Origin of the sequence: Candidatus Tisiphia endosymbiont of Micropterix aruncella (assembly GCF_965178575.1) — a bacterium.
Lineage (GTDB): Bacteria > Pseudomonadota > Alphaproteobacteria > Rickettsiales > Rickettsiaceae > Tisiphia.
The window spans coordinates 243,508-265,197 of the sequence record NZ_OZ238268.1 but is presented as its reverse complement, the minus strand read 5'-3'; the positions used below and the strand labels follow the sequence as shown (position 1 = coordinate 265,197).

The 21,690-nt window shown below is 33.7% G+C and carries 17 protein-coding genes and 2 tRNA genes; 10 read left to right on the top strand and 9 right to left on the bottom strand.

Annotated features, from left to right (window positions below):
* Nucleotides 1-200: 200 nt before the first annotated feature.
* Nucleotides 201-2,189: an excinuclease ABC subunit UvrB gene (gene uvrB, locus ACN1AG_RS01225; RefSeq protein ID WP_417905626.1), complete on the bottom strand. Its 1,989-nt coding sequence runs from the start codon at nt 2,187-2,189 to the stop codon at nt 201-203.
* 74 nt (nt 2,190-2,263) lie between these two features.
* Here uvrB and grxC point away from each other — a divergent pair, with 74 nt between their 5' ends.
* The 3 genes from grxC to ACN1AG_RS01210 all read left to right on the top strand — a co-directional run bounded on the left by grxC (nt 2,264) and on the right by ACN1AG_RS01210 (nt 3,082).
* Nucleotides 2,264-2,536 carry a glutaredoxin 3 gene (gene grxC / locus ACN1AG_RS01220; RefSeq protein ID WP_341754140.1) on the top strand — a complete coding sequence of 91 codons (273 nt, stop codon included), beginning with the start codon at nt 2,264-2,266 and terminating at the stop codon, nt 2,534-2,536.
* Between the two features lie 375 nt (nt 2,537-2,911).
* Nucleotides 2,912-2,988, top strand: a tRNA-His gene (locus ACN1AG_RS01215).
* Between the two features lie 17 nt (nt 2,989-3,005).
* Nucleotides 3,006-3,082: transfer RNA gene (locus ACN1AG_RS01210), tRNA-Arg, on the top strand.
* A gap of 28 nt (nt 3,083-3,110) precedes the next feature.
* Here ACN1AG_RS01210 and hemF read toward each other — a convergent pair.
* Together hemF and ACN1AG_RS01200 are read right to left on the bottom strand one after the other, a co-directional pair.
* Nucleotides 3,111-3,944: an oxygen-dependent coproporphyrinogen oxidase gene (gene hemF / locus ACN1AG_RS01205; RefSeq protein ID WP_417905181.1), complete on the bottom strand. Its 834-nt coding sequence runs from the start codon at nt 3,942-3,944 to the stop codon at nt 3,111-3,113.
* 44 nt (nt 3,945-3,988) lie between these two features.
* Nucleotides 3,989-5,269, bottom strand: coding sequence for an MFS transporter (locus ACN1AG_RS01200; RefSeq protein WP_417905180.1), 1,281 nt, complete (start codon nt 5,267-5,269; stop codon nt 3,989-3,991).
* A 262-nt stretch (nt 5,270-5,531) separates the two neighbouring features.
* Between ACN1AG_RS01200 and ACN1AG_RS01195 the strand changes: the two genes are divergently transcribed.
* The 4 genes from ACN1AG_RS01195 (at nt 5,532) to tsaD (ending at nt 11,468) form a co-directional block, all read left to right on the top strand.
* Nucleotides 5,532-7,109 carry a patatin-like phospholipase family protein gene (locus ACN1AG_RS01195; protein WP_417905179.1) on the top strand — a complete coding sequence of 526 codons (1,578 nt, stop codon included), beginning with the start codon at nt 5,532-5,534 and terminating at the stop codon, nt 7,107-7,109.
* Nucleotides 7,110-7,741: 632 nt separating this feature from the next.
* Nucleotides 7,742-8,596, top strand: coding sequence for a cytochrome c oxidase subunit 3 (locus tag ACN1AG_RS01190; RefSeq protein ID WP_417905178.1), 855 nt, complete (start codon nt 7,742-7,744; stop codon nt 8,594-8,596).
* Between the two features lie 392 nt (nt 8,597-8,988).
* Nucleotides 8,989-10,437, top strand: coding sequence for an Asp-tRNA(Asn)/Glu-tRNA(Gln) amidotransferase subunit GatB (gatB, locus tag ACN1AG_RS01185; protein ID WP_417905177.1), 1,449 nt, complete (start codon nt 8,989-8,991; stop codon nt 10,435-10,437).
* Nucleotides 10,434-11,468: a tRNA (adenosine(37)-N6)-threonylcarbamoyltransferase complex transferase subunit TsaD gene (gene tsaD, locus ACN1AG_RS01180; RefSeq protein WP_417905625.1), complete on the top strand. Its 1,035-nt coding sequence runs from the start codon at nt 10,434-10,436 to the stop codon at nt 11,466-11,468. Before gatB ends, tsaD begins: the two co-directional genes overlap by 4 nt.
* Here tsaD and ACN1AG_RS01175 read toward each other — a convergent pair.
* Both ACN1AG_RS01175 and ACN1AG_RS01170 read right to left on the bottom strand, forming a co-directional pair.
* The gene (locus ACN1AG_RS01175; protein WP_417905176.1) at nt 11,463-12,710 is read right to left on the bottom strand and encodes a multidrug effflux MFS transporter; all 1,248 of its coding nucleotides are present in this window, start codon (nt 12,708-12,710) and stop codon (nt 11,463-11,465) included. The genes tsaD and ACN1AG_RS01175 overlap by 6 nt on opposite strands.
* Nucleotides 12,711-12,808: 98 nt before the next feature.
* Nucleotides 12,809-13,513, bottom strand: coding sequence for a winged helix-turn-helix domain-containing protein (locus tag ACN1AG_RS01170; RefSeq protein ID WP_417905175.1), 705 nt, complete (start codon nt 13,511-13,513; stop codon nt 12,809-12,811).
* 471 nt (nt 13,514-13,984) lie between these two features.
* Between ACN1AG_RS01170 and rpsF the strand changes: the two genes are divergently transcribed.
* From rpsF to rplI, 3 genes are read left to right on the top strand one after another with little or no spacing between them, the layout of a single operon-like run.
* A complete protein-coding gene (gene rpsF, locus ACN1AG_RS01165) occupies nt 13,985-14,353 on the top strand; it encodes a 30S ribosomal protein S6 (protein WP_341757819.1) in 369 nt (122 codons plus the stop codon).
* A 27-nt stretch (nt 14,354-14,380) separates the two neighbouring features.
* Nucleotides 14,381-14,665 (top strand): 30S ribosomal protein S18, encoded by a 285-nt coding sequence (gene rpsR, locus ACN1AG_RS01160; protein WP_367364796.1) that lies wholly within the window; start codon nt 14,381-14,383, stop codon nt 14,663-14,665.
* A gap of 13 nt (nt 14,666-14,678) precedes the next feature.
* A complete protein-coding gene (gene rplI / locus ACN1AG_RS01155) occupies nt 14,679-15,233 on the top strand; it encodes a 50S ribosomal protein L9 (protein WP_417905174.1) in 555 nt (184 codons plus the stop codon).
* 180 nt (nt 15,234-15,413) lie between these two features.
* On the opposite strand, the gene ACN1AG_RS01150 is transcribed toward rplI, so the two are convergent.
* The 4 genes from ACN1AG_RS01150 to ACN1AG_RS01135 form a co-directional block, all read right to left on the bottom strand.
* The gene (locus tag ACN1AG_RS01150) at nt 15,414-15,665 is read right to left on the bottom strand and encodes a BolA/IbaG family iron-sulfur metabolism protein (protein WP_417905173.1); all 252 of its coding nucleotides are present in this window, start codon (nt 15,663-15,665) and stop codon (nt 15,414-15,416) included.
* Between the two features lie 585 nt (nt 15,666-16,250).
* Nucleotides 16,251-17,801 (bottom strand): patatin-like phospholipase family protein, encoded by a 1,551-nt coding sequence (locus ACN1AG_RS01145; protein WP_417905172.1) that lies wholly within the window; start codon nt 17,799-17,801, stop codon nt 16,251-16,253.
* A gap of 176 nt (nt 17,802-17,977) precedes the next feature.
* A complete protein-coding gene (locus ACN1AG_RS01140; RefSeq protein WP_417905171.1) occupies nt 17,978-18,529 on the bottom strand; it encodes a hypothetical protein in 552 nt (183 codons plus the stop codon).
* A gap of 572 nt (nt 18,530-19,101) precedes the next feature.
* Nucleotides 19,102-21,609, bottom strand: a complete 2,508-nt coding sequence (locus ACN1AG_RS01135) for a valine--tRNA ligase (RefSeq protein ID WP_417905170.1) — start codon at nt 21,607-21,609, stop codon at nt 19,102-19,104.
* Nucleotides 21,610-21,690 lie beyond the last annotated feature (81 nt).

The following is a 21,690-nucleotide window of genomic DNA, read 5'->3' as shown; positions in this document are numbered from 1 at the left end:
AGTTATTCCAAAATCGGTTATATCTATAAATATAACAGATTTTTATGATCCACTAATAGCTGTTTTCATTATTTTTGCGGTATTGCTTATTTTTTTCATCCCCTAACCAGTACATTACTATTACTCATTCTTTAAAAGGCTTATTCTTATCCCGAATTGAGGTTAATTAGATAGACCATTGGAACAGAAAGTACTTTAAATTAAGTTAACTCTAAGGCAGCTTCTTCCAGCATATTAATTTGGTCTCGTATTTTTGCCGCATGTTCAAATTCTAAATTACTAGCCTTTGCATACATTTCCTTCTTTAATTTATCGATATGAGCTTTCAATTTCACTGGATTGTCCAATAATATATGAGTTTGTTTTTTATTATCTAACTTACTATCCAATTTTTCTAATTCAATTAGTGCATGGATATGGTGATTAATTGTCTGCGGTACTATACCATGTTGCTCATTATATTCCTCCTGAATTTTCCTTCTCCTATATGTCTCACTTACTGCCTTATCAATAGACTTAGTATTGCGATCTGCATAGAGTATTACCCTTCCCTGACTATTCCTTGCAGCCCTGCCGATAGTTTGAATTAATGAGACTTCAGAACGCAAAAAACCTTCTTTATCAGCATCGAGTATTGCAACAAGTCCACATTCTGGAATATCTAAACCTTCTCGCAATAAATTAATACCAACAATAATATCTACAGTACCTTGGCGTAAATCTCTTATGATTTCCATACGTTCAAGAGTATGAACATTAGAGTGCAAATATGATACTTTATACCCTAACTCTTGTAGATAATTTGTTAAATCTTCTGACATTTTTTTAGTTAATGTTGTTACTAAAACACGGAATCCTTTATTTATCGTATATTGAATCTCGCTTATCAAATCTTCAACTTGGTTAGTCGCTGGTTTTATAATACATTCTGGGTCTAGTAGTCCCGTTGGTCTGATAATTTGTTCGACCATAATCCCTGCTGTTTCTTCCAATTCAAAAGGTCCAGGTGTTGCTGAGACAAAAACCGTCTGAGGCCTAAAATCTTGCCATTCTTCAAATTTTAATGGTCTGTTATCTAAGGCTGATGGAAGGCGAAACCCGTGTTCCACTAATACTTCTTTCCTTGCCCTATCACCATTATACATTGCTCTAATTTGCGGGACAGATACGTGACTTTCATCAACAAATAATAAAGCATCTTTAGGCAAATATTCAAATAAGGTTGGTGGAGGCTGCCCATTTGCTTTACCAGTTAGGAATCGAGAGTAATTCTCAATACCTTTACAACTGCCAGTTTCCATCATCATCTCCATATCATACTGGGTACGCTGATTTAATCTTTGAGCCTCTACTAATTTATCATGTGCTTTAAGAAATTCTAAGCGTCGTTGTAACTCCTCTTCAATTTGCGATATAGCATTTTGTACTACTTCTTTAGGTGTTACAAAGTGGGACTTAGCATAAATCACAGCTTGATCTAATTTAGCTAATTTTTCACCTGTAAGCGGATCAAATTCGCTTATATATTCAAGTTCATTGCCAAAGAATGACAATCGCCAAGCTTTATCGTTATAATGTACTGGGAATATGTCAATATTATCACCTTTTACCCTAAACGTACCGCGTTCAAACCCCACATCATTACGCTCATATTGTAAATTTACTAAGTCATTAAGCAATTTATCTCTAGCATAAGTTTCCCCAGACTTAAGGCTTATTGTCATCTGGTAATAAAGATTTGGTGAACCAAGACCATAAATACAAGACACTGAGGATACAACAATTACATCCCGACGTTCCAGCAGTGACCTAGTGGCAGAGTGTCTTAATAAATCTATTTGTTCATTTATCGAAGAATCTTTTTCTATATAAGTATCGGTTCTTGCAATATATGCTTCAGGTTGGAAATAATCATAATATGATACAAAATATTCAACGGCATTATTGGGAAAAATTGCCTTCATTTCTGAATAAATTTGGGCAGCTAATGTCTTATTATGTACCATAATAAGCGATGGTCTACCGGTTCTCTCAATAATATTTGCCATAGTAAAGGTCTTACCAGAACCAGTAATACCAAAGAGTATTTGTGAACGCATTCTAGATTCAAGACCTTTAACGATTTCATTAATTGCTCTTGGCTGATCGCCAGCTGGACTATATTTAGATACTATTGAAAATTTATTTATCATTAATTTGTAACTTGCTAAAAGTTTATTATATGTGGATAATAGTTTTATAACTATAAAATAGGATAACAATTATGCACAAAATTATTCTATACACCGTCATAATTTATACATTAACATATTGCCCCTATTGCACTAAGGCAAAAAAACTACTTAATCGAAAAAATATATCTTACAAAGAAATAATCGTAGACAATTATAGTGACAAGCAAAGGTTAGAGTTGCAAGCTAAAGCTAATGGACAACGTACATTACCACAAATATTTATTAATGATAAGCATATTGGTGGCTGTGACACTCTTCATAAACTTGAGAAAGAAGGTAAGTTAGATGAATTAGTAAAATAATATCATAACCTGAATTCGATGTAACAAGTTACATCGAACTTTCGTGTTATATATAGAAACAATCAGGTTTGAAGCGGCTGCCCACCTGATTGTTAAAATATAACACTCCATTCAATATGTGATTTTAATAATTAAAATCACATATTGAATGATGAAAAAAGTTAAAATGCACTCGCGTCAGCCGCTTCAAGAGTGCATTTTTCCTTATAACAAAGCCAGTTCGATATAAGAATTATTAATTCTTATATCGAACTGAGGTTATCATATAATTATGACAGCAAAAACTCTAAAAATAAATGTATTAAGTCATGGTAATTTGAGTTGAATATACTTGACTTACGGGTAATAATAATTTACTTTAACGCAGGTTACATGGCGGATGTAGCTCAGTTGGTTAGAGCATCAGATTGTGGATCTGAGGGTCGCGGGTTCAAGTCCCGTCATTCGCCCCATATTTGCTTAAGATTAAGCATTCGTAGCTCAGCTGGATAGAGTGTTGCCCTCCGAAGGCAGAGGTCGTTGGTTCGAATCCAATCGAATGCACCAAATACTTAAAAATCTAGGGATTATAAGGCTACCAGCGTACTTCTGGGGGCAGAGACATTAATATTGCTTCAACGTTGCCATCTGTCATTAAGCCAAACATTGTCCCACGATCATATAATAAGTTAAATTCAACATATCTACCACGACGCACTAATTGATAATCCTTTTGTTCATTAGTCCAAGGCAGTAGCATCTTTGTTCTAACAATTTCAGGATATACTGTTAGAAATGCTTGTCCTACGTCCTTAGTAAAAGAAAAATCATTATTAAAATCTCCAGTATTTAAATAATCATAAAATATACCACCTACTCCCCTTGGCTCATTTCTATGTTTTAAGTAAAAATACTCATCACATTGTTTTGTAAATTTAGGATAATAATTTGGATCATGTTTATCACAAGCACGTTTAAAAGCATTATGAAATTTTGTCGTCTCATTTTCATTAGAATAAAATGGCGTTAGATCTCCACCACCACCAAACCAATGGTTAGTAGTTTCAATGTAGCGTGTGTTAAAATGTACTGCTGGTATTAATGGAGAAGTAAGGTGAGCAACGATAGAAATACCAGTAGCGAAAAATTGTCTACTATTTTCTGTACCCGGTATATTTTTACTAAATTCTAGAGATAATTCCCCAAAAACTGTAGAAATATTAACACCAACTTTTTCAAATAAGTTACCACGCATTACAGACATTACGCCACCACCGCCGTTTTTTCGAGCCCATGGTGATCGTATGAATCTTGCAGTAGCTAAACCTTTCGCCTTACTATATTCAAGTTCAATTTTCTCGAATTCAGTACATACTTGATCACGTAAATTTGTAAACCATGTTACTGCTTTTTCTTTGTTATTGGTCATAGTAATTTATACCATCACTATAGTGGGAGTGTTAAAACAACTTATTATCTCTTGCTAGTTTTGAAAGAATTCCTACTAAGTAAACATCTTATTTCATTTCTCATAAAATAAATGATAACTAAAAATATACTAGAAATAGTCATAATATAAAAGGCAGGGGCATAAAACAAGCCTGTTTTTTCAACAAGCCAACGAGAAATAAGAGGAGAAGTCCCACCAAATATAGTAATACCCAAATTATAACTAAAGGATACCCCTGAAAATTTTTGTTCAGGAGTAAATAAAGATATAATAAAGCTATAGGCTGCCCCAGCTATTGCCCCACTAAGAATACCTAAGATAGTTAGTGCTAGAATTTGTTGCCACATGAACGGTAATGACATAGATAACAAAATAGGTAAAGCCAATATCAAGATCGCTAAGCTTACTAAAGCTAAAGTCTTAAATTTTCCAATAATATCAGTTAATCCACCAAATAATGGCATAGATACCATCGCTATAAAATTTGCATATAATGAATAAATAAGGGAAGTTGTATTATCAAAATGCATAACATCTTGGTAATACACATTAATGTAGGTTTTTACTAAATAGACGACGCTACTAGCAACTGCACCTGTACAAAAGGTTAAAAACATCGCTTTCCAAGCTGTCTTAACTACGTTGATAAAAGGTGCTTCTAAAGTTTTCTTTTGTTCAGCTAACATTTTAAAAATTGGAGTCTCTGATACACGAAGACGCAAGTAGAAACCAACAAGCCCCATAACTCCGCCTAGTAAAAATGCAAAACGCCAAGCAAAATCAAAATGATAAAAATATTGTCCAATAATAATTCCTGTAAGAGTAGCGATCAACGTACCAGCCATATTTGAACCATGTACTAAACCAGCAGTAAAACCTGGTCGTAAATTTTGATGATGTTCTAGAATAAAAATAGCAGCTCCAGCCCCTTCACCACTAATACATAAGCCTTGAAAAAGACGCATTATGGTTAATATTATCGGTGCATAAACTCCTATGTCATGATAAGAAGGAATTAGTCCCATAGTAAATGTTGGTATAGTCATACCAAGCATGGAAATAATTAAGGCTATACGCCTTCCATATTTATCGCCAACATAACCAAAAAATATACCACCAATTGGTCTAGTAATGAATCCTGCTGCAAATACCCCAAGAGCCAACAATATTTGTAAAAATTCTGAGCTTGAAGGAAAAAATGTGTGACCAATTACTAATGCAAATACTGAATATACTGTGAAATCGTAATATTCCAGTATATTGCCTGAAATTGCTGATAAAAAAACGGATTTAGGTTTGCTCATTAGATCTTATCAATCAAATTTAATTAAATCGGATTATAGACCACTTAACCAACTTATAAAGTGTAAAATAATTTTATTTTTTGTGACAAGCTACATATATTACAAAAAAGTTAATTATTATTTAGTATTATAGTGGTTATTATACAATATAGGTAGATAATAATTAGTAGTTTTCATCATCTATTGCTTGATTTTTTTGACAAGGTCTCCCACTATGGATGTTGTATAAATATTTTTTATTAACTTTAGTTGAGTTATAATTATGAGCGACATAGGTGCAACAAAATTGGGTAAAATAGATGAAATACAAGAGAGAGGAATAGATAAAATAGAAGAAAAGAGGGGGCTCTCTCTCTCAGGTGGTGGAATTAAGGGGATTCCTATGTTGGTTATACTTGCAGCGATTGAGGAATATACAGGCATGCCTATATCTAAATTATTCCATTTTATTGCTGGTACTAGTGTTGGGGGATTAATTGCAGCTTTATTGACCATCCCTAAAGAAGAGGGGTCAACCGAACCGCTTTTTTCAGCAAAACAAGCTTTAGAACTATTTGAAAATACTGCTGCTGATATTTTCCCACAAAAGTGGTATTTTAATGGGCCAATCGGTAACATATTCAGCCATAAATATAGTCAAAAACCTCTTAAAGCAATGTTAGAAAAATATTTGGGTAATAGTACATTGGATGAGGCTATAAGTCGCGTTATTATACCTGTTTTTGACGTAAGTGGCAAAAATGATCCTAATAAAGTTTTTGATAGTCATGCCCCTAACAGCCCACTAACAAAAGAGGTAGTTCTTGCTACTACGGCAGCTCCTACTTATTTTAAAGCTGTTGTTAATAAAGAGGGTGTAGGTGGTTTTGGCTATGATGCTGGAGTACCTTATGCTTTTGTCGATGGAGGCTTAAGTGCTAATCGTCCAGCAGCATCAGCTCTAGGAGTGCTGAAAGAAGGGCTAACTATTGAAAAACAAGTAGAAATGTTAAAACATACGACGATTTGTTCTATCAATTTTGAACACACTAATAGAGAAATGGAGATACCATCAAAAAAATTGGATGGTTCGATAGGTTGGGTAACTAAAGGAAACATAGTAAGCAAAATTACGAAAGCTACCGAAAGTAGTGCTACAAATGAAGTTAAAAAAGATTTACCAGAAGCTGGTCAATTTACAGAGATCTTAATTCCTATACCAAAAGAATGTAAGAAATTGGATAATGTTAAGCCGGATAATATAGCTAAATTAAAAGAAATTGGTAAGCAATATGTAGAAAATAACAAAGAATTACTTGAGAATCTCTGTAAAACATTGGTTGAGAGTGTCAATAGAGAAGAGAGCTTAAAAGCAGCAAATATTGACGAATCTAATGTCTCTAGTGCGTTAGTAGCGAGTGATAATACTGATGATGAAGGACAAGATAATAATGCTGCCAGTACTGTTAGTAATCGCGTAATATCGAATGAATGTGATAGACAAAAATTATTGATTAAAGATTTAGATGATAGTCAATATGAAACTCTACAAAAAGGCTTGAGTACTTTAACTCCTAGGGAATCTCAGCTTCTAGAAATGTTCTTACAAGTATTAGATAATACACAAATTGAAGCTCTATCCGGTCGGATTAGCTCAATCATCAACGGTAATCATATGGATGAGATACCTGAGTTAACTAATTCTCAAAATATGCTTCTTAGCTCTTTTAGTAAGATGTTTATACCTGATAATGATTATGCTTCGCTTCCGAGTACTTGTGGTCAAGAAGCTTTGGCTCAAGAAGTACCGTGTGATGGGAGAGGCTCAGATTTTTCACACGCTCCTCCTGAGGTGTATTAATTGTAATTGGGTTCTAATAAAAATCACAATTAATAGTTGCTAGAACGGTTTAAAAGGCAACTAGCCAGTATTAAAAGGATTGTAATGCAATAAGTTTTTGATGTCATTTCCGCGTATGCTTGCCCGCGTGGATCAAAAATACCAACGTTAGTATAGTACTTACAGGATCAAAAACGATGTCATTCCCGCTTCGGTGAGGAATCCATAATATCTAATAGCCTTTGCAGGTTATTTTTTGGATTCCCGCTCTTAGCTAACCTCGAGTATTGATGTAATAAATTAATAGTAGGCTCAAGTAATCATCGCCATTAGGGGTGATGTCACCGCCATTATGTCATCCCAGCGAAAGCTGGGATCTAAAACTATATAACATACCTTCTATGCTATTTTTTTAGACCACTGCTTACGTAGGGGTGACATCAAGGGAGAGGCAGGGACACCCTAGGCTATTAAACCGATGTCTTACATCAATACTTGAGGTTAGCTAGGAATAACATCATCAGTAGTTAAACTTATGTTTATAGCAACTACTGATCGCGACCCTTTAATTACCCTGTTGAGTATATTCTTGATATTTACAGAAGATAGCATAAAATAACCAAGCAGTGAATTGAATTGCTTATGAGTTTGTTATGTTACATAGATCTATTAAAAACAATAATGTTGTTTCTGTAGAAGAAAAACAACATCTATTTCATCTTGTTGATCCGAGCCCTTGGCCAATCCTGACTTCATTTGCCTTATTGCTTTTAGCTAGCGGTAGCATAATGTTTATGCATGCATATAGATTTGGTGAATATGTTTTTGGGGCTGGTATTTTTGCAGTGATTTTTTGTTTATATTCATGGTGGAGTGATGTAATTAAAGAGGGATTAATTGGAAAACATCATACGCAGCCAGTAAGAGTCGGATTAAGGATAGGTATGGCACTATTTATCTTGTCAGAAATAATGTTTTTTGCTGTATTTTTTGGGTCATTTTTTAAAGCAAACCTTTTTCCTGTAGGAATGCTAGATGGTGTATGGGTGGTAAAGGCTGGTGTATGGCCTCCTACTGGTATTCAAACATTTAATCCTTTTGACATTCCTTTTATTAACACATTGATTCTTTTATTGTCCGGTACAACAGTAACTTGGGCACATTATGCTCTTGAGGAAAATAACCAAAAAGATTGTGTGGCCGCTCTTGGCTTTACCATAATACTTGGGGTATTTTTTAGTTTAATGCAAGCTTATGAATATCATCATGCAGCTTTTGCTTTTAAAGATGGAATCTATGCTTCTAATTTTTACTTAGCAACAGGTTTTCATGGGGTTCACGTAATAATTGGCACTATATTTTTAAGCGTTTGTTATTATAGAGTGCGGCGAGGTGACTTCGTGCAAGATAATGGTCATTTGGGTTTTGAATTTGCAGCTTGGTACTGGCATTTTGTCGATGTAGTATGGTTGTTTTTGTTCACTTTTGTATATGTTCTTGGAAGATAGACCAGGGTAATTTAAAGACCACACTTTAAAATTGAAAAACTGAGGTAATTTTAGGTGGATATATGCTTATAAGCGTCATTGCGAGGAGGTTGTAAGGACGACGAAGCAATCCAGTAACATCATTTATCTATAGATTGCTTCGCTTACGCTCGTAATGACGTTGTGGTATAGGTGTTTGTAAACTCTCAGTTGTGGCATGATGCCTCTCTCGATGACGTTTGGACTGCCTATTAATATAACTTGTGTGCATCACCTAGCCATAGTACTATAGGTAGTTTAAAAGATATAGAAAATAAAGATTTATAAAAAACTACAATTTTTATCGAAAATATGATAAAGATTTAATCTTAAAAATTTTTCACATTTTATATAGTAAACTAAAGAGATTTTAAATGACTTATATTGTTGGTAATACAGGTAAATGGGAATATGTTATAGGCGTGGAGATACATGCTCAAATTTCTTCAAAATCCAAGCTTTTCTCTGCTAGTTCCGCCGAATTTGCTGCTCCTCCCAATTCACAAGTATCGTTGATTGATGCAGCAATGCCTGGAATGTTACCAGTATTAAATGAATATTGTGTTCACCAAGCAATTAAGACTGGTCTTGGGCTTAAGGCAAGAATTAATCTTAATTCAAGATTTGATCGTAAAAATTACTTTTACCCTGACTTACCGCAAGGGTATCAAATCTCGCAATTCTATCATCCAATTGTCCAAGATGGTTATTTAGATATAGTAACTCAGCAGGGAGCAACCAAGAAGATTAGAATTAATCGTTTGCATTTAGAACAAGATGCGGGCAAGTCTATCCATGATCAATCTCCGTATTATAGTTTCATTGATTTAAACCGGGCTGGTGTAGGATTAATGGAAATTGTTACTGAACCAGACCTTAGCTCACCGGAGGAAACGGCTGAGTTTGTTCGTAAACTCAGGACTTTGTTGAGATATATAGGAAGTTGTGATGGTGACATGGAAAAAGGTTCGTTACGTTGCGATGCTAATGTTTCAGTAAGGCTTCCCGGGAATCCACTTGGAACAAGGTGTGAGATCAAAAATATCAATTCGATTCGTAATATTATGCGAGCAATAGAGTTTGAAGCAAATAGGCAAGTGAATTTAATTGAAAATGGTCAGACAATAATACAGGAGACTAGATTATTTGATGCTGATATTGGTGAAACTAGGACAATGCGTTTAAAAGAAGAATCTCATGACTATAGATATTTTCCTGATCCGGATCTATTACCTGTAGTGATATCTGAGGAACTAATAGAGCAATTAGCTCAAGAACTACCAGAGCTTCCGGATGCAAAAATCAAAAGATATATTGCCGAATATAGTTTAAACACATATGACGCTGAGGTTCTTGCGGCTGATGAACAGGTAGCATATTATTTCGAAGCAGCAGTGACCTTATGCAATCCAAAGATACTTGCTAATTGGGTTATTAGTGAGTTATTTGGTCAGCTTAATAAAAATTCCATTAGCTTAAATGAGTGTAAAATTACCCCAAAAATGCTTGCCCAAATGGTGAAGTTAATAGAAGATGGGGTTATTTCAGGAAAAATTGCCAAAATAGTTTTCGAAACTATGTTTGAAACTGGCGAGCAACCGGAGAAAATTATTAAAGAAAAGGGCTTAGTGCAAATGTCAGATAGTGGTATACTATCTGCTATAATTGACGAAATATTGTTGGAAAATCCTGATTCTGTTGCTGCTTATAAAAGCGGTAAGGATAAATTATTTGGTTTTTTCGTAGGACAAGTAATGAAAAAAACTGAAGGCAAGGCCAATCCTAGCCTAGTGAATGATTTATTAAAGGAGAGATTACAATAATTAAAATATTAGGTATTGAATCAAGTTGTGATGATACTGGCGTGGCAATAGTCACCTCAGATAAAGAAATTTTGTCAAATATTGTTATTTCCCAGCACCAAGAGCATAAGCTATTCCAAGGGGTAGTACCGGAAATTGCCGCTAGATCACATTTACAAAATTTAGAAAAAGCAGTTAGATATGTTTTAGATGAAAGCCATCTTGAGTTATCTGATATAGATGGAATCGCAGCTACTTCCGGTCCTGGCTTGATAGGAGGAGTAATAGTTGGCTCAATGTTTGCCAGGTCCATTGCTAGTGTCTTAAAGAAGCCTTTTGTTGCAGTTAACCACTTAGAAGGACATTTACTTACTGCTAGATTAACCAATAAGGCTGAATATCCTTACTTACTTCTATTAGTTTCCGGCGGACATTGTCAATTTGTTGCCGTTTCCTCCCTTGGCAAATATAAAATTTTAGGACAAACTATAGATGATTCGGTTGGAGAGTGTTTTGATAAAGTAGCTAAAATGCTGGGTTTGCCTTTCCCTGGAGGAGTAGAAATTGAGAGAAGAGCAAAATTTGGCGATCCGTCTAAATATATTTTACCAAAACCTATTATTCATCAAAGTGGCTGTAATATGTCGTTTTCAGGTTTAAAGACTGCAGTACGCATATTAATATCCAAATTAGAACCTATAGGTGATCAAGAAATTAATGATATAGCAGCCAGCTTTCAATATGTGGTTGGAGAAATATTGTCAGTAAAAATGCTTAATAGCTTTAGAATATATGAAGAATTTATAGGTAAGTCGCTATTGCCACAAAAAACTTGTGTGCTTGCCGGTGGGGTTGCTGCTAATGATTATTTGAGGTCTATACTTAAGTATCAAGCTGCAACTCAAGGATATGCACTTTTAGTACCCCCAGCACATTTATGTACCGATAATGCCGCTATGATTGCTTATGCTGGGCTAGAACGTTTGCAAAACAATCTTACTAACCTACTCGATTTTTGTCCTAGAGCAAAATGGAGTTTAGAGGATTTATAAAAATGGGGAATTATTCTTTGCCATTTGCTGCTTATTAATAACAATATGAAACACTAACATCATACTAATTGAAATGATTAGCATGAATAATGGTAATTGTGTCAATGATCCGTTATGCATATATCCCATTAATGCTGTAAAACTTGTGACAATTATATAATACATAAAACCAAAAAGTGAAGCTGCTGTGCCAGCAAATTTGCCATAATCTTCCAAAGCTTGACTTAAGCAATTTGGAGCTATCATAGTGATGCCTGTCATAATAATACCTAGCCATAATAAAGTTTGTAATAAAGACCCTGTCACATTATCTTTATTAATTAGATTAAAATAACTAGATAACAAGAATAGCAAAGATCCTAAACACATAACCTTAATAGCTGCAAAAATAATATTATCAGAAGTTTTTTGCAGTTTATGCATCTTTTTGGATATAAGTCCACCTAAAGCTAAGGGAATACATATAAAAAATGATATCATACCAAATGATGAAGTTAAAATATTTAGTCCTGAGATAAAATAAAAAGGCGCTTCAGTAAAATAACCAAATAAAATACCATTCACTGCTCCAGTTAAAAATGCTAAACCAAGCAATCTTGGATCTTTAATCATTTTACCAAAACATTCTTTATAAAGTGGAATAACCAAACGTTCAGTTCTAAGATTTAGGTTAGTTTCTGGCAGTCTGGCTGATATTAACACCATGATAAATATTGCAATCACTATCAGAACAAGAAATACCGCCGACCAATGATAAAATTTTATTACAAAACCACCTATAATTGGTCCTATAGCAGGAGCAAATGCTATGGCAATAGCTATCGTTGAGAACATTTTACCACGCTCTGCTGGTTTTATTATATCTCTAGCTATGGCTTGCCCTAATACCGACCCAACACTAGCTCCAAAAGCTTGCATAAATCTTGCAGCAAGTAGCATATTAATATTATCTGCTAAATAACAAATGAAGCACGATAAAGTATAAATCAAAAATCCTGTAAGTATGCAAGGCTTACGCCCATAAAAATCAGATAAATTACCCCATATTAAAACACCAACAGCAAAGCCAAACAAAAAAATAGTAAGTGTGTATTCTGCTAAATTAGCACTAATTTTCAAATCCTTTGCTAAGTCAGGAAGTGAGGGGGTATAAATCGTCTCACTTAACGTCGGTATTATAACCATTAATATAATAATATACAATGGTGCGACTATGATATTCTCAATTTTATCTAGTTTCATTAATAACTTCCATTGGTTGCAGATCTTGTCCTTTATACATTAAAATTTTAGAACATTACACAAAATTTTTGGATGGTAAATAATTTCTTACTTTAATTCTAAGAATCTGGCAAATCAAGGCAATATCCTGTGGCACGGACCGTTTTTATAAATATCTCAGATTCTTTATTTTTTAGAGATGTTCTTATTCTATTTATATGTACATCAATAGTACGTAGGTCAATAGCTGTATCTCTGCCCCACACTTTGTCTACAATATCTTGGCGGGAAAATATTACTTTAGGTGCTTTTATAAAAAGTTGTAAAATCTTAAATTCTGTTGGTCCTAAACGAATTATCCTGCCGTTATTAGTTACTTTATAGGTAGTAAGATCCATACTTACTTCCTTATATTTTATAACTTTATCTTGTAGAATCAAATTAGATCGTCGGAGTAATGATCTTATTGAAATCATTAGCTGATCTGGCGTGAATGGTTTAATAAGAGAAACAACAAAGTTATTATCTTCCAAAGTATAATTAGACGGGGACTCTCCGGAATGTAGCAAAAAAATTACTGGTACTTTCGCTAAACCATTAATTTCTCTTAGTTTAGTTGCTATTTCTGTAGCAACTTTATCTTGTACCATCGAATCAACAATAATTATATCAGGGTGATTTGCAATAGAGGAGACCATAGCTTTTTCTATTGTATTAACCTTAACAAGGTCAAACCATGCTCTCTCTATGACGTTAGATAAAGAAACGTTAATGCTTTTAGTTGATTCTATAATAAGAACTCTAGGTGGTAATTTATCAAACATTTTAAATACTAATTAAATGAAGACTTTAGGCATGACTAAATTCTTCTTTGTATACCCAAATGATTGAGGGATTGGAGCATAAAACAAGGTATAAGCATGCTAGACATACATGTAAGTAATGTGAAGTACGCGAACCCTCAAAGTTTTTGCTGAGTCAATTTTTAAAGTAAAAAGAGTATAATTCAGTTATGCAAGAGTCTAATGTTACATTGTTGTGAATTTATTGTAATGATATTAATTTGACTTTTTAAAGTACAATATTATCGAATTAATTAATAAATTTCTACTAAATTTATTAATATAAGTCTACTAATTTAATTATTTGTTTACAATCCGTGTAAAACGGTTACATTTTTGCAATCAAAAGGTATTAGTGATTTATTAATTATGCTCTATAATAAAGATAACACTTGAATTAAATGTTTTTTATTGTTATAAATGGCTTTATTTTGTAGCTGGAGATTCTTATATATGGCTTTTTACGAATCAGTTTTTATCATACGTCAAGATATTTCGTCTGCTGATGTAGATAAAATTACCGATGACTTTACTAAAATTGTTAAAGATAGTAACGGTGAAGTTATTAAAACTGAATATTGGGGTTTAAGAAGTTTAGCCTATAAGATTGGTAATAATAAAAAAGGACATTATGTTTTTATGGGGCTTAAAACTGCTTTTTCGGTAATAAATGAACTGGAAAGGAAAATGAAGCTAAGTGAAAATATTATTAGGTTTGTTAATATCAATGTTGATTCAATAAGTGCTGAACCTTCGCCGATTCTAAGAAGTAAAAGTTCAGATCATGAAGAAATAGTTGATGTAACAATTAATAAAGACTAAATAGTAATAAAATTGGAAAATATTAAAATGTTTGAGAATGATGCTGTTGACTCTCAGTCAATGACTAGAATGGCTGATAGAAGTAATAAAAGAGTGTTTTTTAGAAAACGTAAGGGATGCCCTCTTTCTATTCCAAATGCTCCAGTAATTGATTACAAGAACCCTGATTTGTTACTAAAATTTGTATCAGAAGGTGGTAGAATGTTGCCTAGTAGGATTACCAATGTATGTGCCAAAAAGCAAAGAAAACTGAAGAATGCTATAAAAATTGCTAGAATCCTAGCGTTGTTGCCTTTTGTATTTCAAATTTGAGCAGAGGAATAAGATGGAAGTTATTTTGATTAAGCCTGTAAGAAAACTCGGAAAGATTGCAGAGATTCTTAAGGTAAAAAAGGGGTTTGCTCGTAATTATCTTATCCCCAAAAAGTTAGCAATTAGGGCAACAGAACCTAATAAACAGTTCATAGAAGCCCAAAAGCATGATCTTGAAACGAAGGAGCTAAAAATAAGATCTGAGGCAGAAGCTATTAATAATGTTATAAGTGGTAAGGAATTAATATTTATTAAGCAGTCTGCTGATGATGGTCGGTTGTTTGGTTCAGTGAATAATAAAGAAATTGCTGAAAGTTTGTCTAAGGCTTCTTTGCACTCAATATCACATTTAAGTATAATTCTTGAGAAACCAATAAAGTCAACAGGTGTATTCGTGGTAGAGGTTAGGTTGCACGCTGAGCTTAGTACAAATATAACGGTAATTGTTGCAAGGTCAGAATCTGAAGCACAAGATTACTCAAGGAACAATAAGCAAGATACTATTAGCTCCCTTGAAAGTTCTAATCAACAAGAAGCCTCTACTCCTAACGATGTGGAGCAGATATAAGACTAACTCTCTCCCTTCAGACCTCTTGCATAATTCGCTTCTGCTAGGGAATTTGAAGGAGACATGAAACCTCGCCCCACAGCAGACTATGATGTATGTGAGGCTTCGAGTCTAGGTGCATTGCCTAAATTACCAACAGAAGTAGAATTATGCAAAAGGTCTATTGCCCCATCCGTAGGGTTATTTGACTATATTTAATGGAGAGCTGGTAGTTTTTATGGTGATAGCATGTAATTTATTATTATTCAGTATTTCTGTTAAAGCTTTTTTTACCATCTTATGCTGATTAATTAGACTGATTCCAAGAAAAGCATCATCTTGTATTTCTAAGGAATAATGATCCTGATCTCCAGCTAAATCAACAATTTTTATTTTGGCATTTGGAAAACTATAACGTATAATTTCTTCAAGTTCTTTAATAGATATTGCCATTGTTCTTTAGATTTTTTTTATGTAACATAATCTTAGTTCGATGTAAGACATCGGTTTAATAGCCTAGGGTGTCTGCACCTTCGATGTCACCCCTGCAAAGGTAGCGGGGTCTAAAAGAATAGCATGGAAGATATGTTATATAGTTTTAGATACCAGCTTTCGTTGGGATGACATAATGGCAGCAGGGGTTGATGACATCATCCCTAATGGCGATGATTACTTGAGCCTACTATTAATTTATTACATCGATACTTGAGATTAGCATACAGCAAAAGCTTAAAGTCTGCAATCAGAGAAATTTAACAGTCGGTCTGTAGGGCTGGTAAAAGTAAGGGAAAGGGTGTTAGAATCTTATTACAAAGTTTTTTAATTTAAATAATTAACTTTGTATGGACTTCCCGTAAAATGCAAGAAAAACAATAACATATAACAGCAAAAAAGCAAATACAGTTTTGTGAAGCCAATTCTTTAAAGCAGGAAGAGTATATCATCCAATAAGCTAAACATTCTGTTATCACTAGGTAAGATTACTCTTAAGGCAAGTTCTCACCTAGTTAGTTTTAGCAATGCACTCTTTTTTACTTTCTAATAACAGTCAACTAAGTCGTCAGCATGTTCGTATAGTGGATCCTGTCCTTCAAGTTCAGTCACTTCTTGAGCACAAGAAATATTATCATCATGAGAGGTACTAATTATTAATGACTTAATATTTTCTAATAGCTCTGAACGACTCTCTGTATCTAACCCTACAATCCATTGAACGGTTTTTTGTACTTCTTCAGGTAGTGATTCAATTGTAGTAAGATCTAACTTTTCAGGAGATACATTATTAACATATTCTAAATATTCTAATGCACATTTGGAATCCTTTGCATATAACTCTTTAATCCACTGAAGTGTTGTTGTAAATTTCTCACTAATTACAGTAGGATCTGTTTTTCCATTAGTCACTATAGTACTACTAGATTCTAATTCATTACTTACCATTGCATTTAAGACTTCAGGTTCTGCAGTAGCCACCACTATATCAGAATAGTCTGAGTTGTTATCACTTTCATACCCTTCATCATTAACTCCATTACTTACCATTACATTTGAGACTTTAGATTCCTCAAGATTATCCTTCCAATCAGCTTTTAATCTATCACACAGATCTTGTACTAACTTGGAATTATTTTCTAAATATTGCTCAGCGACTACCTTTAACTTTGCTATATTATTTTGGCTAGAATCGTCTAAGTTTTTACATTCTTTTGGAATAGGAAGCAATATCTCTGTATTTTGCCCTTCACCCGTTAGATCTAACCTAACCTCATTTACATCAGCTTCCTCGTCATTTTTCATAAGTGTATCAATTAAGCCGTTAAGTAACCACCCTAATGCTCCATCAAAATTAGCTGACGGTATTTGGGATTTTGTTTGCTCAGTTTTTCCAAAATTGATAGAACAAATCATAGTGTTTTCCATAATGTCTGCTTGTTCATGATAACTAAGTCCTTCTTTAAGTACCTGTAGCACTGTAGCAGCTGGACGATTAGCACCAAGACCACCGTCGGCAAAAGCATAAGGCTTACCCGCAGCATAATCATAATCTTTTACGGTCTCTTTATTAACAACAGCTTTAAAATAGGTTGGGGCTGCTGTAGTTGCAAGAAGCACATCTTTTATTCTAACATGTGGACTATGTTTATCATGACTATCAAAGATATGCATACTATTCTTTCCTTCATTCAAATCAGCAACTGGTATAATAAGACGGCATAGACTATCATCCAATCTATTATCCCCTAAATGCTTTTCTAGCATTTTCTTCAAAGGTTCTTGACTATATTTGTGTTTTATTATTCCCCAGTTAAACCAGCTTTGAGGGAAGATTTCAGGAGCAGTGTTTTCAAATAATGCTAAAGCTTCTTTAGCTGAATAACGAGGCTCTGTTGATCCTTCTTCTTCAGGAATTGTTAATAAGGCTGCAATTAACCCACCAACGCTAGTGCCAGAAATAATATTAAATAATTTAGATATAGGTTGCTGGGTTATTTCTTCTATTTTCGCTAGTACAACTAACTCAGCTATTCCTTTTACCCCACCACCTGAAAGGCAAAGAACTTTGTTTTGTTCCGTTTGATTTGTAGTCATAAACTATGCCTCCGTAACTTTTTAAAGTTTCCTGATATTTAGGTTATCATAAAATTTATATTATAACAAATAAAATTTTGTATCATAATAAATAAAAGTAAAAAATAAATTATATAGTATCGTAGGGAATCCTAAAAATATTACACACCAAACTTAGAAATTAATTTATCAATTTTTCAAAGCATTTGAGTATATAACCTAACATGCTGCAAAATTTCCTTTGCAGCCTCACTAGCAGGAAGGAGTGTAACATCAAGCTCAAATAAATTAGGATGAGAAATTTGAATCAAAGGATATTTTGGATAAACATCTTGTACATCGATTGATTTGTAACGAAGCAGCCTATCTAGCTGTTGAATTCTCATAATATTTTCTTCTTCTGAAATCAATAATTTTACAGGAATAAATGTTGACTTACGGTTCGATGCTAGTTGTTGTACTTGATTAAAAAGCTTATGATCACCATCAATCTCATAGAGACAATTAGTAAGAACATAGTTATTATAAGTTTCTTGGCTTAGAAAATTAAAAATACCATCTCGTATATGTTTAATTGTATCCCAAGCAAATTTTGGAATAGGAGTCAATCCATCATAATTTAGAAGTGAGAAAATAGGATTATTGATATGCTGGTTGTCACATATGCTGTAGCCAGCTTTTGCTATTTCCTTTGCTATAGTATACTTGCCAGTTCCTGGTTTACCTATTAGGTAGATAACGGTAGTCATTTTGTTTAATCTCACTAAAAGCTAATTATATTAATTTAATAATCAGATGCAGAGCTAGGGTAATTTAAAAGTCACACTCTAGAGTTGAAATAAGTAATTATTAAGAACATCAAACGTCATTGCGAGAAGGCACGAAGTGCCGCCGAAGCAATCTACGCGAATTCGGGATAAGAATTTGTCAATTCTTATCCCAAATTCGGTGAAATTATAGAAACAATCAGATTTGAGACGGCTCTGCATCTGATTGTTAAATTAATCTTTTAAAATCATGTTTTTAGCTTTGGAAAGGTTTAAAATGCATTCGCAAAGCCGCTTTAAGAATGCATTTTTCCTTATATTAAAGCCAATTCGGGATAAGAATTAACTAATTCTTATCCCGAATTGGGGTAATCTAGGAAACAAAAAAAATAAAATTATCGTATTTTTGCTGGATTGCTTCGTCGGTTGCAGCAAGCAACCTCCTCGCAATGACGTTTGTAAGTACATGCTCATCTAAAATTATTTCGGTTTTTCAACTTTAAAGTGTGACTTTTAAATTACCCTGTGCAGAGCCGTCTCAAATCTGGTTGTTTCTATAATTTCAAAGCATTCGGAGTATATATTACATTAATTACAACATCGCCATTCTTTAAGACTTGATTTGTTGATGAAAATTGCTCAACAAATTCTATGGTGCGAGCAGACATAACGTTTTTGAGATCTATTATTAGCTCATCAGAAAGTTTTTCTCCTATAATTTCTAATATCTCAATATCAGCTTTGACTGACAAATTCTTTTCTGCTTTAGCTTTCCTAACCAAGTCTAGTATTTCAATAAGTCTATCAGGCTGAATTTGATCCACCGGAAAAGATAAGTTTTTGATTTGAGGCCAGTTGCCCCTTGTATGTATAGATTTTGTACTATACAAAATTTGCCAAATTTCTTCTGTTATATGTGGCAAGAAAGGGGCTAATAATTTGAGTAAAATTTTTATTGAATAATATAGGGTTATTATAGCACTATACTGCCCTTTATTATCTGAACCATCCATATTATAAGCCCGGGTTTTGGTGATTTCGAGGTAATTATCACAAAATACTGACCAAAAAAACTTTTCTATCAAATCCACAGCATTGGCATACTCATAATTTTGCATATCTGATTCAACTTTGCTTACTAACTCAACTAGCTTAACTATTAACCACTGGTCAAACTTATGACAAATCTTGCTTTCTATATCAGATATTTCAGCATTTTTATCTAGTGGGTCTAATTTATCGAAGTGAATAGCAGCAAATTTAGCAGCGTTCCATAATTTATTAACAAGCCTCTTGCCATTTTTCATTACGTCTTCAGAGTAAACAGTGTCTGCTCCAAGCTTAGATTTAGAAGTCCAATAACGTGTTACATCAGCACCGTATTGCTCAAGCAATTTTTGTGGCACAATAACATTTCCTTTAGATTTTGACATTTTGCTACGATCAAATGCTAGACACCATCCACTAATCATAATGTTTTTCCAAGGAAGTGTATTTTCATGTAACTGAGCTTTAAGTATTGTATAAAAAGCCCATGTCCTAATAATTTCATGACCTTGTGGACGCAAGTCAGCTGGGAATAATTTTTTGTGACGCTCGATATCTATGTTAAACTTTTCAGATATACCGTGACTACCTAATTGTGGTGAGATGGAACTTGTCGCCCAAGTATCCATAACATCATAATCCGCCTCTATTTCATCTCTAGAGTAGCCAATTGGTAGATCTTGGGTGGGGTCTACTGGTAACTGATTTATATGGGGAAATATAGCTTTGCCTACTTCACCAGTTCTTTTAGAATACCAAACAGGGAATGGCACACCAAAATAGCGTTGACGACTTATACACCAATCCCATGATAGACTATTTATCCAGCTCTCAAGCCTAATTTTCATATTTTTGGGATACCAATTCAGCTCATTTGCTCGTTGCATTAGAACATCTTTATGTTTTATCGTACTAACAAACCATTGAGGTGTTATAAGTATCTCTAGTGGTGTACCGGAACGTTCGGCACATTTTACTGTTTGAGTAATTTCTACCTGTTTGACTAATAAATTTTCCTCTTTTAAAATTTCTATAATTTTACTTCTAGCATCTTTTATTTTTAAAGCATTTATTTGATTATAAAAACGTGAATTTGATAATTCAGCTGGGCAATTTATGATCCCTTGTGCATCTATAATGATTTTCATGGGTAAATTATAAGTTTTCCACCAAATTATGTCGGTTGTGTCACCAAAAGTACAGCACATAACAAGTCCAGTTCCTTTATCTATTTTAACTAAATCATCTGCTAAAATAGGTACTTTAACATCAAATAGCGGTGTTATGGCAAATTGACCTTGCAAATGTTTATATCTATCATCATTTGGGTTATAAAATACCGCAACACAACCTGGTAGTAATTCTGGTCTAGTGGTAGCAATAATAATCTTCTCACCATTATTGGTGTGAAAAATTATATCATTCATCATTGACGTTTTTTCTTGATCCTCGATGTCAGCTTGAGATAAAGCTGTTTGATCAATTGGATCCCACAATATTGGTTGATTATTGCGGTAAATTTCTCCTTTGTCGACTAAGTCTAGAAAGGACATTTGTGATATTTTTTGTGATAATGGATTAATCGTTTGATATTCCAAAGTCCAATCAACAGACAAAGCTATTTGGTTAAATAATGAGCGGAATTTTTCTTCCTCAGAAATAACAACTTCCTTACATATTTCAATAAATTCATCTCTTGGCATACGGTTTGCTTTTAGTTGCTTTTGTTTTTCAACTAAACGTTCGGTAGGCAAACCATTATCATCAAAACTAATTGGATAAAAAATATTTTTACCCAACATCCGTTGGAAACGGACAATAAAATCAGCCTGAGTATAACTGTAAACATGTCCTATATGCAGTTGTCCTGAGACTGTTGGTGGTGGGGTATCTACTACAAAACTATTTTCTCTTGTTTCATTTTTATCCCAAAGATAAATTTTTTGTTCTTGCCAAAATTTTTGCCATTTTCTTTCGCTTTCACTAAAGCTATAATCTTTTGGAAATTCGGTCATAATAATATCTTAATTATATAAGGAATGTTACTAACTAACCTGAATTCGATATTCGGTTATATTTATATATATAGCAGATTT